Origin of the sequence: Pseudomonas reidholzensis (genome assembly GCF_900536025.1) — a bacterium.
Lineage (GTDB): Bacteria > Pseudomonadota > Gammaproteobacteria > Pseudomonadales > Pseudomonadaceae > Aquipseudomonas > Aquipseudomonas reidholzensis.
On sequence record NZ_UNOZ01000013.1, the window covers coordinates 137,522 to 152,445 of the forward strand.

A 14,924-nucleotide genomic window follows, 5' to 3' on the forward strand; every position below is an offset into this window, starting at 1 on the left:
TGCGGCTTGTGACAGATCAATCGAGATCGAAGTATGAATGTTTGGTGGCTCGTGCCGGTGATTGCCGGCGCATCGTTGTTGATCACCGGCCTTTTGCGCCGTTATGCCTTAAGCCGTAGCCTGATAGATGTGCCCAATGCGCGCAGTTCTCACACGGTTCCGACGCCCCGGGGGGGCGGGGTGGCGATCGTCCTGAGTTTTCTTGTGGGGCTGCCGATCGCCTGGTGGTCAGGCAGTATTTCACTGGCGGTGATGGCCGCGTTGGCGGGCGCGGGAGGTCTGGTAGCGGTTATCGGCTTCATGGACGATCATGGCCATATCGCTGCGCGCTGGCGATTGCTTGGGCACTTTGTTGCAGCCATCTGGGCCTTGTTCTGGTTAGGGGGGGTTCCCCCGCTGCAGGTGTTCGGGATGCACCTTGATCTTGGCTGGCTGGGCGTGATCCTGGCGGCCTTGTACCTGGTGTGGATGCTCAACCTGTACAACTTCATGGATGGCATCGACGGCCTGGCCAGTGTTCAGGCGATGTGTGCCGCCCTGGGCATGGGCGCCATCTATCTTCAAAGTGGGCATGCCGAACTGGTCTGGCCGGTGCTCTCGCTGGGCGTAGCGGTTGCAGGCTTCCTGTTCTGGAATTTCCCGCCCGCAAAGATTTTCATGGGCGATGCCGGCAGTGGTTTCCTCGGTTTCAGTCTCGCCGTGCTGTCTCTGCAAGCGGCGTGGGCTGATAGCCAGCTGTTCTGGTCGTGGCTGATCCTGATGGGCGTGTTTATCGTCGATGCCACGTTGACCCTGGTACAGCGCCTGCGCCGTGGTCAGAAGGTTTACGAAGCCCATCGCACCCACGCCTATCAGTATGCCTCGCGGCGCTATGGCCGACACCTGCCGGTAACCCTGGCGGTGCTGGGGATCAATCTTCTGTGGTTGCTACCGCTGGCCTGGGCAGTTGCATACCTGGGCCTCGATGGCCTGATCGGCGTGCTGGTGGCCTATTTGCCATTGCTGGCCTTGGCGATCAAGTTCGACGCGGGCACGCCGGAAGCGCAGTAACATCACCGCCTAAGGGAGTGCGCCGCACGCGGATCGCAGCTACCTTTGCAATAGACTTTTAAGGAACGAACGTGATGTTTGACGGAGCTATGGGAACGTTCAGGACTTACCTGCTAGGCCTGCCGCGCGGGCGCAAGCGCCTGATTCAGGTGGCCGTGGATATCGTGCTGGTCTGGCTCGCGTTGTGGCTGGCGTTCATCGTGCGCCTGGGCATCGATGACATGGTCAATCCGGTGGTCCATCACACCTGGTTGTTCATTGCCGGTCCTCTGGTAGCCATCCCACTGTTCATTCGTTTCGGCATGTACCGGGCGGTCATGCGTTATTTTGGCAATGATGCCCTAATTGCCATCATCAAGGCCGTGAGCCTGTCATCCCTGCTGCTGACCCTGGTGGTCTACTGGTACAGCAACCACCAGACCGTGGTGCCGCGTTCGATCATCTTCAATTACTGGTGGCTCAGCCTCATCATGATTGGTGGATTGCGCCTGGCCATGCGTCAGTACTTTCTCGGTGACTGGTTCGCCGCTGCCCAACATGTGCTGTTCTCCACGCATGATGACGGCCTTCCCAAGGTGGCGATCTACGGCGCAGGTGCCGCCGGTAATCAGTTGGTCGCGGCCCTGCGCATGGGCCGTGTGATGAGGCCAGTGGCATTCATCGACGACGATCCGAATATTGCTGATCGGGTCATTTCGGGCCTGCAGGTCTACCGGCCGACCGATCTCCACAAGTTGATGGACGCCATCGAAATCCAGGAGGTACTGCTAGCCATTCCTTCGGCCAGCCGTGCGCGGCGGCGCGAGATACTCGGTACTCTCGAGGGCTTCCCCCTGCATGTGCGAAGCGTACCTGGCTTCATGGATCTGGCCAGTGGCCGGGTGCAGGTCGATGATATCCAGGAGGTTGATATTGCCGACCTGCTCGGCCGCGACGCCGTACCTGCCCAGCAAGACCTGCTGGCGCGTTGCATCAAGGGCAAGGCGGTACTGGTGACTGGCGCCGGTGGCTCCATCGGTTCAGAGCTGTGCCGGCAGATCATCAGCGCTGAACCCGTGACCCTGCTCTTGCTCGAGCACAGTGAATACAATTTGTACTGCATTCTCTCCGAGCTCGAGCAGCGTATTGCCCGCGAGTCGCTTTCAGTACGCTTGGTGCCGATTCTGGGCTCAGTGCGCAACGCTCCGTTGTTGCTCGACATCATGCAGACCTGGCGCATTGAAACGGTGTATCACGCCGCCGCCTACAAGCATGTGCCCATGGTCGAGCACAACATCGCCGAAGGTGTCCTGAACAACGTCATCGGTACCCTGAACACCGCCCAGAGTGCCTTGCAGGCGGGCGTGTCAAACTTCGTGTTGATCTCCACCGACAAGGCCGTGCGGCCTACCAATGTGATGGGCAGTAGCAAGCGCCTGGCAGAAATGGTCCTGCAGGCCCTGAGCAAGGAAATGGCGCCTGTGATGTTCGGTGAGGATGGCAATATTTCCAGGGTCAACAAGACCCGTTTCACCATGGTGCGATTCGGCAATGTGCTGGGTTCCTCGGGTTCGGTCATCCCGTTGTTCCATAAGCAGATCAAGGCGGGGGGGCCGCTGACCGTGACCCACCCGAAAATCACGCGTTACTTCATGACCATTCCCGAGGCCGCCCAACTGGTTATCCAGGCGGGCTCGATGGGGCTTGGTGGGGATGTGTTCGTACTCGACATGGGCGAACCGGTGCGGATCGTCGAACTGGCCGAAAAAATGATCCACCTTTCCGGTTTGAGCGTGCGTTCGGAGAAGAATCCTCTGGGCGACATCCCCATAGAGTTCACCGGTCTGCGTCCCGGCGAGAAACTCTACGAAGAACTGCTCATCGGCGAAAATGTGGTCGCCACCCAGCACCCGATGATCATGAGTGCTCATGAAGATTACCTGGAGTGGGAGCTGCTCAAGTCCAGGATCCAGGAGTTGCTCACCGCCATTCGCCAAGACGACTATCCCAAGGTGCGACAGTTGCTGCGAGAGACCGTGAGCGGCTACTCGCCGGATGGCGAAATCGTAGACTGGATCTACCAGCAACGGCGACAGGACATCTGAACCGTATCGTCTTTCGGAGCCATGGTGGGCATGCGTTCACGCTGAAAGAGCGGCATGCCGCATCGTGGCTTGTTTATCGCGACTTAACATAAAAGATTTCGAAGATGACTATTCTCGTTACCGGCGGTGCCGGGTTCATCGGCGCCAACTTCGTGCTCGACTGGGTTGCTCAATCCGACGAGCCTGTGATCAATCTCGACCTGCTGACCTACGCGGGCAACGTACAGACCCTTTCCAGCCTGGAGGGTAACCCGCAGCATGTCTTCCAACAGGGTGATATCGCCGACTCTGAGCTGGTCAAGCGTCTGCTCACCGAGCACCAGCCGCGCGCCGTGCTCAACTTCGCTGCGGAGTCGCACGTGGACCGCTCCATCCATGGCCCGGAAGACTTCATCCAGACCAATATCGTTGGGACCTTCCGCCTGCTCGAAGAGGTGCGTGCCTACTGGAAAGACCTGCAAGGGGAGGCCAAGGATGCATTCCGCTTCCTGCACGTTTCCACTGATGAGGTCTACGGATCGCTGGCCGCTGACGCGCCGGCCTTCACCGAAGAACACCGCTACGAGCCCAATAGCCCCTATTCGGCGAGCAAGGCGGCGAGCGATCACCTGGTGCGCTCCTACCACCACACTTACGGGCTGCCGGTCCTGACCACCAATTGCTCGAACAACTATGGCCCATATCACTTCCCCGAGAAGTTGATCCCGCTGATGATCGTCAATGCGCTGGCTGGCAAGCCGCTGCCGGTATACGGCGACGGTCAGCAGATTCGTGACTGGCTTTACGTCAAGGATCACTGCAGTGCCATTCGCCGGGTGCTTGAAGCAGGCCGTACGGGGGAGGTGTACAACGTCGGGGGCTGGAACGAGAAGCCCAACCTGGAAATTGTCGAACGTATCTGCGGCCTGCTGGACACGTTGCGCCCACGCGCTGATGGCCAGCCCTATGCAGGGCAGATCGCCTACGTCACTGACCGTCCGGGACATGATCGCCGGTACGCCATCGACGCCCGCAAGCTTGAGCGTGAGCTTGGCTGGAAGCCCGCCGAAACTTTCGAAACCGGTATTCGCAAGACCGTCGAGTGGTACCTCGACAACTGGCAATGGGTCGAGAATGTGCAGTCCGGCAATTACCGGGATTGGGTCGAGAAGAATTACAGCGGGCGTTCGGCATGAAAATTCTGCTGTTAGGCAGAAACGGCCAGGTCGGATGGGAGTTGCAGCGCAGCCTTGCCCCATTGGGCCAGGTGCTTGGGCTGGATTCCCGGAGCCGGGATTATTGTGGTGACCTGGCTGACCTTGCAGGGCTTGGCGCAACGCTGCGCAGTTATGCACCCGACGTGATCGTCAATGCGGCGGCGTACACGGCGGTAGACAAGGCAGAGTCAGAGCCTGAGCAGGCGTTTCGGGTAAATGCCGAAGCGGTCTCGGTGCTCGCCCATTACGCGGCCGCCAGTGGTGCCCTGCTGGTGCATTACTCGACTGACTATGTGTTCCCCGGGCAGGGTACTGAGCCGTGGCGTGAGGGCAACCCCACCGGCCCGCTCAACGTCTACGGTGAAAGCAAGCTGGCTGGGGAGCAGGCGATTCTCGTTGCGGGTTGCGCGCACCTGATCCTGCGCACCAGCTGGGTCTATGCGGCGCGTGGTAACAACTTTGCCCGCACGATGCTGCGCCTGGCTTCGGAGCGCGAGACCCTGGGCGTCATCGATGATCAGTTTGGTGCGCCTACCAGCGCCGAGCTGATCGCCGATGTGAGCGCCCACGCGATCGTCGCCGCACGCCGCGATCCGGCCTTGAGTGGGGTCTATCATCTGGCTGCGGCGGGTGAAACCAGCTGGTGCGGCTATGCTCGTTTTGTGCTGCAACAGGCTTCGGCTCGCGGCGTGGTATTGAAGGTTCTGGCCGAACAGGTCAATGCGTTGACCACCGAGGCCTACCCGACCCCAGCGAAGCGGCCAGCCAACTCGCGACTGAACACTCAGAAACTGCAGGAAGCTTTTGCCCTGGTGTTGCCGGACTGGCGTCTGGGCGTGGCAAGAATGCTGACCGAAATACACGAGAAGTGATCGATTATGAAACGTAAAGGCATCATCCTCGCGGGCGGCTCGGGCACCCGTCTGCACCCGGCAACCCTGTCGATATCCAAGCAATTGCTGCCGGTCTACGACAAACCGATGATCTACTATCCACTGACCACGCTGATGCTGGCGGGGATTCAAGACATCCTGATCATCTCCACCCCCCAGGACACGCCGCGTTTCGAGCAACTACTGGGTGACGGCCATCAGTGGGGGATCAACATCTCCTATGCGGTGCAGCCATCGCCGGATGGCTTGGCGCAGGCGTTCCTGATCGGTGAGCAATTCATCGGTAATGACTTGTCGGCGCTGGTGCTGGGCGACAACATTTTTTATGGCCATGATTTCCAGCTACTGCTGCGCAACGCCATGGTCCGCAGTGACGGCGCGAGTGTCTTCGCCTACCACGTGCAGGATCCCGAGCGCTACGGCGTGGTGGACTTCGATCAGCACGGCAAGGCCAGCAGCCTCGAAGAGAAACCGGCGCAACCCAAGTCCAACTATGCCGTCACCGGTTTGTACTTCTATGACAAAGACGTGGTTGAGATCGCCAAGGGCATCAAGCCGTCCCCACGCGGCGAGTTGGAAATCACCGACCTCAACCGTGTTTACCTCGAGCAGGGGAGGTTGTCGGTCGAGATCATGGGCCGTGGCTACGCGTGGCTGGATACCGGAACTCATGACTCATTGCTCGAGGCCAGTGGTTACATCGCCACGATCGAGCGCCGGCAAGGGTTGAAAGTCGCTTGTCCGGAGGAGGTGTCCTTCCGTCAGGGATGGATCGATGCGGCCCAGCTTGAAGCGTTGGCTGCGCCGTTGTCGAAGAATGGCTATGGCCAGTACTTGAAGCGTCTGCTGCAGGACAGGGTCTACTGAAATCGATGGGCTTTGCTCGCCTGCCGTGTGCGATCACACGGAGGCGGGCAGTCAGCCCGGCATCCGGCATTCAACGAGAATGCTCCATATGTCACATATCACCGCGCTTGTGCTCCCGCCCATCAGTCCGTAATCCCCCCGCCTGACACAGCATTCGCCCCCATTCGCTATTTCGAGATTGGATTGTTGGTAACCGCTCGGCCAGCGCGTCTGCTATGGCCGCCCATGCGTTAGCTGCTCTGCAATGTCACTGGCCGGCTTCGTCGGGAGGCGCGTAGCCCATCCTTGTAAGCCGGACGCATACGCACGGTTGAGCAGATGGACCGCGCTTAGGTCCTGAAGATGAGTTTTGTTACAGTTGATGTCGGAATCTGCCTATCAAGACGACATCTGACTGGCAGTGCCCGTTCGTCAAGGTTGGACGGCGATGCATATCGCGTCTGTGATGAGCATCTCAAAATCGAAACAGTCTTCGAATGAGTTGGGGCTTTCCTTCCGGTGCCAAGTCGTTGCTGGGTATTGCCCCATGTTCATGATAACGGCTTGGCGAGAGAGGGTGAATGTGATGAAGATCTGATGCGAGTAGGCTTTGGGCTTCTTACAAGCTCTGTCAAGAGGCATGCGGGTGGGGCCTTCCCTGTGATCAATGGTGACGTGGGCGGCGACCGGCCACCGGTCGATTGGCGGAGGAGTTGGGCAGAGTGCCATCAATCAAGACTCATGCCCCTTATTGGGGCGATGGTACAGAACGCTCAGCGACATGCCATGCGCTCAGCACGAGGTTAGCCGATACAGTGGGTGTGTGGCCTTGATATCGGGTTGTTATTTATCGCCTTCCTGTGTATTATTTAAACAATTTTTCACTTGACTTACTAGACTTGGAAGCGGAACTCCTGATGTTATCGGCGGCGATCAATAAATTTAAAAGCAAGGAAGCAGTGATTGGTATTGTAGGCTTGGGGTATGTGGGGTTGCCACTTATGCTACGCTATAATTCTATCGGCTATTGTGTTTTGGGTATCGATATTGATCCCGTCAAAGTGTCAAAGTTGAACCGGGGTGAAAGTTACATAGAGCACATTCCGTGCGCCTCGGTTGCCAGTGCCCGCGAAAGTGGTTTTTCGGCGACCACTGACTTTAGTCGCGTTGCAGAGTGCGATGCGTTGATCTTGTGTGTGCCCACGCCACTTAATAAGTACCGTGAGCCGGACATGAGTTTTGTCATCAATACAACTGATGCGCTGAAGCCCTATCTGCGGGCCGGTCAGATTGTTTCGCTGGAAAGTACAACGTATCCGGGTACTACCGAAGAAGAGTTGCTGCCTCGTGTGCAGGAAGGTGGTCTCAAGGTCGGTGAGGATATATTCCTGGTCTACTCGCCGGAGCGTGAAGATCCCGGTAACCCCAATTTTGAAACTCGGACAATTCCTAAAGTGATTGGCGGTCACACGCCGACGTGTCTGGAGGTGGGGATTGCCTTGTACGAACAAGCCATCGATCAGGTCGTACCCGTAAGCTCCACAAAGGCAGCGGAAATGACCAAGCTGCTGGAGAACATCCACCGCGCGGTGAATATTGGCCTGGTCAACGAAATGAAGACAGTCGCTGACCGCATGGGGATTGATATTTTTGAAGTGGTGGACGCAGCGGCGACAAAGCCATTCGGCTTTACTCCCTATTACCCAGGCCCCGGCCTCGGCGGGCACTGCATCCCAATCGACCCGTTCTACCTCACCTGGAAGGCGCGTGAGTACGGACTGCACACGCGGTTTATCGAACTGTCTGGTGAAGTGAATCAGGCAATGCCTGAATATGTACTGGGCAAGTTGATGGACGGCCTGAACGATTCCGGTAAAGCGCTCAAAGGCAGTCGAATCCTTGTGTTGGGCATTGCCTACAAGAAAAATGTCGACGATATGCGCGAATCGCCGTCCGTCGAGATCATGGAGCTGATTGAGGCCAAGGGCGGTGTCGTTGCTTACAGTGATCCTCACGTGCCGATGTTCCCTCACATGCGGGAGCACCATTTCGAACTCAACAGTGAGCCACTGACCTCCGAGAACCTGGCAAGCTTTGATGCGGTCGTGCTCGCAACCGACCATGACAAGTTCGATTATGCATTGATCGAGTCTGCGTCGAAGTTGATCGTGGACAGCCGTGGTAAGTACCGAGTCCCGGCGCCCCACATTATCAGGGCGTAACTAGTATTCGCAGTAATTTAACCTCTCTGCCTCCCCTTGGGGAGGCGGATTCGTTCGTGCTCACAGGAAGGCTCATGAAAAACTTTGCTCTTATCGGCGCTGCCGGGTATATCGCCCCTCGGCATATGCGCGCTATTAAAGATACCGGAAACTGCTTGGTGTCCGCCTACGATGTCAATGACTCGGTGGGTATCATCGACAGTATTTCGCCACAAAGTGAATTCTTCACGGAATTTGAGTTCTTCCTTGATCACGCTCACAGCTTGAAGCGCGACTCGGCAAGGTCGCTGGACTTTGTTTCCATTTGTTCACCAAACTATCTGCATCAGCCGCACATTGCTGCTGGCCTGCGTTTGGGCTGTGATGTGATTTGCGAGAAACCGCTCGTGCCCACCCCGGAGCAGCTTGACGAACTTGCACTTGTCGAGCAAGAAACCGGCAAGCGCCTCTACAACATTCTGCAGCTTCGCCACCACCACTCGATCATTGCTCTGAAGGACAAGGTCGCCCGGGAGAACAATCCGCACAAATACGATGTCGACCTCACCTATATTACCTCTCGCGGTAAATGGTATCAGCAGAGCTGGAAGGGTGACCCCCGCAAATCATTTGGAGTCGCGACCAATATCGGTGTGCACTTCTACGACATGTTGCATTTCATCTTCGGTAAACTGCAGCGCAATGTCGTTCACTTCGCCTCCGAGCACAAGTCAGCCGGCTACCTGGAATATGAAAAAGCGCGCGTCCGCTGGTTCCTTTCCGTGGATGCCAATGACCTGCCGGACAGCGTGAAGGGCAAGAAGCCCACCTACCGATCGATCACCGTGGATGGCGAGGAGATTGAGTTTTCCGAAGGGTTCACTGATCTACACACTACGAGTTATGAAGAGATCCTCGCGGGCCGTGGCTACGGCATCGAAGACGCTCGTCACTGCGTGGAAACGGTGAATACCATTCGTAGCGCGCGCATTGCAACTGCGGTAGACAACGAAGCGCACTCCTTCGTCAGATCGCTCCTGCGCTGACGATAGTTGCTGGGTGGCCCGGCGTGACCACCCAAGCCCGAAAACGTGAGTGCTCGATAGGTCGGGGAAACCTGGCCAGTAGCGAGTGTAGACCCGGTATCGGTCGTGCTCACGTTTTTCAGGTTCAGGGTGCCCCAGTATCACGCGTATAGTACAAAGCGCCTCATTGAGTACGCTGCCGTTCGAGTGTCAGCACGTCACTACTTCAGCACCCAATTGTGTCTAGCGTGTGCGCGGATGCTGGATTTTCCCGCGGTCAAGTCAGTGTGTGGGTAGTCGCACGCTGTACCACTGTGGGTTGGCCGGGTTGGCGTTTCGGCGTTGGACGGCTAAAGGTGCCGATGAGTCGAAGGTCGCGGCGCCGCATGCGCTCAATCAATATCAGTCTCGTGTGAGTTCCTTATCATGAACTATTTTCAGCATCCCAGTGCAATTGTCGATGAAGGCGCCCAGATCGGCAGTGACTCGCGAATTTGGCACTTTGTACATATATGTGGTGGTGCCCGAATCGGCGAGGGCGTTTCGCTCGGCCAAAATGTCTTCGTGGGAAACAAGGTTGTCATTGGCGATCGGTGCAAAGTCCAAAATAACGTATCGGTCTATGACAATGTGACATTGGAAGAAGGCGTATTTTGTGGCCCCAGCATGGTCTTCACCAACGTTTACAACCCACGCTCCCTGATTGAACGCAAAGATCAGTACCGCGCGACCGTGGTCAAGAAAGGGGCGACCTTGGGTGCTAATTGCACAATTATTTGCGGTATCACCATTGGTGAATACGCGTTTGTGGGTGCTGGCGCGGTGATCAACAACGATGTCCCAGCCTACGCGCTGATGGTGGGCGTGCCGGCTAGGCAGATTGGCTGGATGAGCGAGTTTGGTGAGCAATTGGAGTTGAGCGACCGGGGGGAAGCCGTCTGCGCTCATTCGGGGGTGCGGTACATGTTGAAGGACAATATCTTGAGTAAAGTGGAGATATCAGGGTGATAGAGTTTATTGATCTGAAGGCTCAGCAATCGATACTTAAGACAAAAATTGATGCGGGCATCCAGCGGGTCCTCGAGCATGGGCAGTACATCCTTGGGCCAGAGGTCGAGCAGCTCGAAGCACAGCTTGCCTCCTTTGTTGGCGCTAAATATTGTATTACCTGTGCCAATGGTACCGACGCCCTGCAGATCGCCCAAATGGCACTGGGTATCGGTCCTGGCGATGAAGTGATTACCCCAGGTTTTACCTACATAGCGACCGCAGAGACAGTTGCTCTACTGGGAGCTAAGCCGGTGTATGTGGACATCGATCCCAACACGTACAATTTGAATCCGGCGCTTCTCGAAGCCGCGATTACTCCCCGTACTAAAGCTATTATCCCGGTTTCGCTGTATGGGCAATGTGCTGACCTCGATGCGATTAATGCCATCGCGGCTAAGCATGGAATTGCCGTTATTGAGGATGCCGCGCAGAGCTTTGGCGCCACCTACCGCGGAAAACGCTCGTGCAACGTATCGACAATTTCTTGCACAAGCTTTTTCCCAAGCAAGCCGCTTGGCTGTTACGGTGATGGTGGGGCGATTTTCACCAATGATGACGAATTGGCCATCATTCTTCGTCAGATCGCCCGGCACGGCCAGGATAGACGCTATCACCACATCCGTGTAGGCGTGAATAGCCGACTGGATACGCTGCAGGCTGCTATTTTGCTACCAAAGTTGGAGATTTTTTCGCAAGAACTCCAGCAACGCCAAGAGATAGCACTGCACTACAGCCGGCAGCTCAGTGACGCCGGCTTTGTTCCCCCGCATATCGAAGCACACAACCAAAGTGCGTGGGCGCAGTTCACCGTGCAGGTGGCTGACCGGGGCCAGGTACAAGATAAACTGAAGACCTTCGGTATCCCCAGTGCTGTGCACTACCCTATACCGCTCAATAAGCAGCCCGCCGTAGCGGATGCGTCCATCAGCTTGCCGGTTGGCGACGCGGTTGCGGGGCGTGTGCTGAGCCTCCCCATGCATCCGTATTTGACAACTGAAGATGTCGAGCGGGTGGTCCAGGCGCTCCAGCGTGCGTGCAGCTGAATGACGGTGCGGATTGAGTGGCCGGTCCTACAATCTGGCTATCGGGGCCATTGACGTAAATGGATTATTACACATCCATTCAATGGGTGATGTCATCGTGTATATAGAACTGAAAAAATGAAACTTGGATATAGCTACAGGAAAAAAATAGGGCTCACCAGGCAGCAAATGGTCAGCTTTCTACGAAGCTATAAAAAAATAGCACATAAAAGTGTGCGTGACCTGCACCTCGACTACCAGAAGAAAATTGGCGATCTCACTGATCACGCTCGCGAAAAAGGCGTGAAAGTTGAAAACTTGAAACGGCATGTGGCAACGCACCGTGCTCGGGCAGAAACGCTAAAAGTGTACGTGGCGGCGCACCGCCTGAAAGTTGAAGCGATGAAAGGCTATGTCGCCAAGAACCGTGAGAAGGTGGAGGTGATGCGCCGCTATCTGGTGGCGATGAGCGATAAGGTCGAAGTGCTTAGGCAGTATATTAAAGCAGACCGTGCCAAGTTGGCGGTAATGAAGCAGCGCTCAATCGAATTTCGCCAGAAATTTGATCAGTTGCGTAATTTCTACCGTGCCGCTCGACCGTTTTTTCCTCTGTATTTCCAGGGGTTGCTGGCCGAGGCGGCGACACGATCTGCGGAGAACTTGAAGTCAGACTGCTACATCGCTCTATTGCCCAGCAGCTTGCCCACTGCCTTTGAGTTGAGGCGGTTGAATGGCGGCGGGAGTGTCTTCTGCGATAATGTTGAAAACGTAGATGTGCACATGCATTCCGCAGCGCCCAAATGGTCACCGATCACATTGGGCATGGTCAATTACGCGGCCTATGGCGCGATGCTCCAGACGGACGGGCTCATCACGATTGGTGACGCCTTAGCGAAGACACTGGACCGGTTTAGCCGGCCCGTTCATGTGCTGAAAAATTTCCGAGAGTTTTCGGTCTCAACGCCAAATGACGAGCTCAGAACGATGTGTGGCGTATCGGCCGATGACACACTTCTGTTTGCCAGTGGCAACGTGGTGATCGGGTTCGAACCGGTGCTCAGAGCACTGGTTGATTTACCTGAAAGTTATCACCTTGCGGCGTTTGTCAGGCTGGTGCCTGTTTCCTATCGAGAGTCGATCGAGAGCCTGGTTATTGAATTGGGGCTACAACATCGGGTCCATTTTTTTGCATTTGTCGATTATGGGAGATTGGCTCATCTTGCCGCAGGAGCTGATATCGGGCTGATTACCAGTGATATCGCCAACCCTAATGGGGCTGTTGGTTTGCCCAACCGCTGCTTCGATTACATTGCTGCCGGGCTGCCGGTCATCGCGCCGGCGATGCCTGACGTCAAAGCGCTGGTGTCCGAGTATGGCTTTGGTGAAATTCTTGAAAGTACGACGGCTGAAGCGTGGGCAGCAAGTATCCAGCAGGTCGCGGCGCGCAAGACGCATTACCGTATGCAGTCCCAGTTGGCCAGAGAATCCTTGACGTGGGAAAGCCAAGAAGACGCGTTGTACGAATTCCTCGGAGAGCCAAAATCGGTCACGCTGATTGCCTTCCGCGACCTGACCAAATATCAACGATATAAGCGCTTGTCTCGGACTCTGCTCAAGCGCGGTTGTAAGGTCAGGGCGGCGTTTGTGTCGATGGATCCTGATCTGGAGAACCTGGTTGACGGTGTGGAGTACTACGTCACTAATGAGCGCCATCAGGTAGTAAACGGTTTGGTTAAATTAAACGACTAGGGATTGCAGCATGTTTTTAGATGAACGACCGATTTTGGTGCTTGCCCCGCACACGGATGATGGGGAGTTGGGCTGCGGTGCAACAATCTCGAAACTGACCAGCCTGGGCCATCAGGTCCACTACGTGGCGTTCTGCAGCTGTGATGAGAGCCTGCCAAAGGAGTTCGAACCGGGCTCGCTGCGCCGGGAGCTACTGGACGCAACCGAAGTGCTAGGGATCCCTGCGGATAACGTAACCGTTCATAACTTTACGGTAAGGAAGTTGTCCTACAGTCGGCAGGATGTGCTCGAAGAGTTAGTGCGGTTGAATCGAAATTTAAACCCGCAGCTCGTTTTTTGTCCGACCGTCGATGATCTCCATCAGGACCATGCGGTAATTGCGCAAGAAGCATTACGTGCCTTCAAGACGAAAACGGTTCTGGGGTATGAAATCCCTTGGAACAATATCGAGTTCCATGCCAATTACCTGGTGACCGTGACCGAGCGCGATCTGGAAACTAAAATCGCTGCGTTACGCATGTACACCTCTCAGAAGCACCGGCCCTATTTCAGTGAGAGATTTCTGCGGGCACACGCCCACTCTCGGGGTGTGACGATAGGCGCTGAATATGCAGAGGCCTTCACGCTGTATCGGGCGGTGTATTGAACCAGGTGAGTATGAATACTGAAATTGATAAAAGTACGATCGCGTTTGGTCAGCTGACCGAGGCGGGTATGTTGAGCCTATGGCCAGTCTTGGAAGGGCTTTCCTCTGATCAGCAGTGGATGGCGTGGGGGGAGGCCAACTACACAAAAACGCTACCGCGCAAGTGGGAACTTTCGAGAACGGTTGTGGTCAATGACCAAGTACTAGGGTATTGCTTGTGTTCGGTGCGGGGTGGGTTTCTCTGGATACACCGCTTGGTGGTAGGTCAGGCGTCCCGAGGCAAAGGGCTTGGCGGCGTGTTTGTTCGAGAAATGCAGCGGGTTGCTAAGGGGGCCGGACTGTTAGGGATTTTCCTGAAAACACCGGTAGAGAATGTTCAGGGCGTTCTGTTTTACAAGGACAATGGTTTTCGTGAGGTCTCGAACGAGAACGGACATGTTGTGCTCATGGCGGAGTCTGCAGGGGACGTTGCGGTCGGTATTCACCAACCCAATTATCTTCCGTGGCTCGGCTATTTTTATAAAATGAGCATTTCCAATGTTTTCATTTTCCTGGACGACGCCGACTTCCCCAAGGGTAGTTATGTGAATCGTAATAAGATTTGCATAAATGGCGAGGGCAAGTGGTTGACTGTGCCTACCGGGGGTGGTTTAAAAACCCCGATTCTCCATGTATGCCCTGCCGGTTCGGAGTGGGCGCAGAAGCACATCCGAACCTTAGAGGTGGTGTACGGACGTGCTCCGTTTTTCAATGAGTACTTCCCTGCGATCTCTGCGATCTTGAGCGAGAAAGGGTCTCTGAATTTTGCCGACCTGAACATCGCCTTGATCAAGTATGTCGCGTCGCACGTCGGGGTAGACTGCATCTTCCTTCGCTCCTCTGAAATGAATGTGAGTGGCCTCAGTGATGCCAGGTTGGTTCAGTTGGTGTCGAAGGTGGGAGGTCATACCTATATTTCGGGTAGTGGGGGTGCCAACTACCAGACTGAAGAGATCTATCAGGAACACGGTATAAAGCTGCAATACTCTAATTATAAGGCTGAAGCCTACCCTCAGGGCACCTCCGAGTTCATAGCGGGGCTCGGTGTGCTGGACGCGCTGTTTAACGTGGGGGCGGAGCAGATTGCCGCTACGTTCAAGCAGCTTGCGCAAAATCGCTAGCT

General features: G+C 55.9%; 12 protein-coding genes. All 12 read left to right on the plus strand.

The features are described 5' to 3' along the window. The first annotated feature begins 33 nt into the window (after positions 1–33). The 12 genes from CCOS865_RS08580 to CCOS865_RS08640 all read left to right on the plus strand — a co-directional run bounded on the left by CCOS865_RS08580 (position 34) and on the right by CCOS865_RS08640 (position 14,922). Positions 34–1,050, plus strand: a complete 1,017-nt coding sequence (locus CCOS865_RS08580; protein ID WP_119139775.1) for an MraY family glycosyltransferase — start codon at positions 34–36, stop codon at positions 1,048–1,050. A gap of 89 nt (positions 1,051–1,139) precedes the next feature. Continuing rightward, the gene (locus CCOS865_RS08585) at positions 1,140–3,134 is read left to right on the plus strand and encodes a polysaccharide biosynthesis protein (protein ID WP_119139777.1); all 1,995 of its coding nucleotides are present in this window, start codon (positions 1,140–1,142) and stop codon (positions 3,132–3,134) included. Between the two features lie 104 nt (positions 3,135–3,238). Next, positions 3,239–4,309 (plus strand): dTDP-glucose 4,6-dehydratase, encoded by a 1,071-nt coding sequence (gene rfbB / locus CCOS865_RS08590; RefSeq protein WP_119139780.1) that lies wholly within the window; start codon positions 3,239–3,241, stop codon positions 4,307–4,309. Then, the gene (gene rfbD / locus CCOS865_RS08595; RefSeq protein WP_119139782.1) at positions 4,306–5,202 is read left to right on the plus strand and encodes a dTDP-4-dehydrorhamnose reductase; all 897 of its coding nucleotides are present in this window, start codon (positions 4,306–4,308) and stop codon (positions 5,200–5,202) included. Before rfbB ends, rfbD begins: the two co-directional genes overlap by 4 nt. 6 nt (positions 5,203–5,208) lie before the next feature. Continuing rightward, a complete protein-coding gene (rfbA, locus tag CCOS865_RS08600; RefSeq protein WP_119139784.1) occupies positions 5,209–6,090 on the plus strand; it encodes a glucose-1-phosphate thymidylyltransferase RfbA in 882 nt (293 codons plus the stop codon). An 896-nt stretch (positions 6,091–6,986) separates the two neighbouring features. Further along, a complete protein-coding gene (gene wbpA / locus CCOS865_RS08610; protein ID WP_119139788.1) occupies positions 6,987–8,291 on the plus strand; it encodes a UDP-N-acetyl-D-glucosamine 6-dehydrogenase in 1,305 nt (434 codons plus the stop codon). 74 nt (positions 8,292–8,365) lie between these two features. Further along, the gene (gene wbpB, locus CCOS865_RS08615) at positions 8,366–9,316 is read left to right on the plus strand and encodes a UDP-N-acetyl-2-amino-2-deoxy-D-glucuronate oxidase (protein ID WP_119139790.1); all 951 of its coding nucleotides are present in this window, start codon (positions 8,366–8,368) and stop codon (positions 9,314–9,316) included. A 405-nt stretch (positions 9,317–9,721) separates the two neighbouring features. Further along, the gene (gene wbpD / locus CCOS865_RS08620; protein WP_119139792.1) at positions 9,722–10,303 is read left to right on the plus strand and encodes a UDP-2-acetamido-3-amino-2,3-dideoxy-D-glucuronate N-acetyltransferase; all 582 of its coding nucleotides are present in this window, start codon (positions 9,722–9,724) and stop codon (positions 10,301–10,303) included. Beyond that, the gene (locus CCOS865_RS08625) at positions 10,300–11,388 is read left to right on the plus strand and encodes a DegT/DnrJ/EryC1/StrS family aminotransferase (protein WP_119139794.1); all 1,089 of its coding nucleotides are present in this window, start codon (positions 10,300–10,302) and stop codon (positions 11,386–11,388) included. The genes wbpD and CCOS865_RS08625 overlap by 4 nt, the downstream gene beginning before the upstream one ends. 117 nt (positions 11,389–11,505) lie before the next feature. Beyond that, complete coding sequence (locus CCOS865_RS08630; protein ID WP_119139796.1) at positions 11,506–13,116, plus strand: glycosyltransferase; 1,611 nt, start codon at positions 11,506–11,508, stop codon at positions 13,114–13,116. Positions 13,117–13,126: 10 nt separating this feature from the next. Continuing rightward, a complete protein-coding gene (locus CCOS865_RS08635; protein ID WP_119139798.1) occupies positions 13,127–13,762 on the plus strand; it encodes a PIG-L deacetylase family protein in 636 nt (211 codons plus the stop codon). Between the two features lie 11 nt (positions 13,763–13,773). Further along, positions 13,774–14,922, plus strand: a complete 1,149-nt coding sequence (locus CCOS865_RS08640; protein ID WP_119139800.1) for a WbqC family protein — start codon at positions 13,774–13,776, stop codon at positions 14,920–14,922. The last annotated feature ends 2 nt before the right edge of the window (positions 14,923–14,924 follow it).

Excerpts from the sequence above, each read along its gene's own strand:
- CCOS865_RS08580 (WP_119139775.1), top strand. The coding sequence starts at position 34 with ATGAATGTTTGGTGGCTCGTGCCGGTGATTGCCGGCGCATCGTTGTTG.
- CCOS865_RS08585 (WP_119139777.1), top strand. The coding sequence starts at position 1,140 with ATGGGAACGTTCAGGACTTACCTGCTAGGCCTGCCGCGCGGGCGCAAG.
- rfbB (WP_119139780.1), top strand. The coding sequence starts at position 3,239 with ATGACTATTCTCGTTACCGGCGGTGCCGGGTTCATCGGCGCCAACTTC.
- rfbD (WP_119139782.1), top strand. The coding sequence starts at position 4,306 with ATGAAAATTCTGCTGTTAGGCAGAAACGGCCAGGTCGGATGGGAGTTG.
- rfbA (WP_119139784.1), top strand. The coding sequence starts at position 5,209 with ATGAAACGTAAAGGCATCATCCTCGCGGGCGGCTCGGGCACCCGTCTG.
- wbpA (WP_119139788.1), top strand. The coding sequence starts at position 6,987 with ATGTTATCGGCGGCGATCAATAAATTTAAAAGCAAGGAAGCAGTGATT.
- wbpB (WP_119139790.1), top strand. The coding sequence starts at position 8,366 with ATGAAAAACTTTGCTCTTATCGGCGCTGCCGGGTATATCGCCCCTCGG.
- wbpD (WP_119139792.1), top strand. The coding sequence starts at position 9,722 with ATGAACTATTTTCAGCATCCCAGTGCAATTGTCGATGAAGGCGCCCAG.
- CCOS865_RS08630 (WP_119139796.1), top strand. The coding sequence starts at position 11,506 with ATGAAACTTGGATATAGCTACAGGAAAAAAATAGGGCTCACCAGGCAG.
- CCOS865_RS08635 (WP_119139798.1), top strand. The coding sequence starts at position 13,127 with ATGTTTTTAGATGAACGACCGATTTTGGTGCTTGCCCCGCACACGGAT.
- CCOS865_RS08640 (WP_119139800.1), top strand. The coding sequence starts at position 13,774 with ATGAATACTGAAATTGATAAAAGTACGATCGCGTTTGGTCAGCTGACC.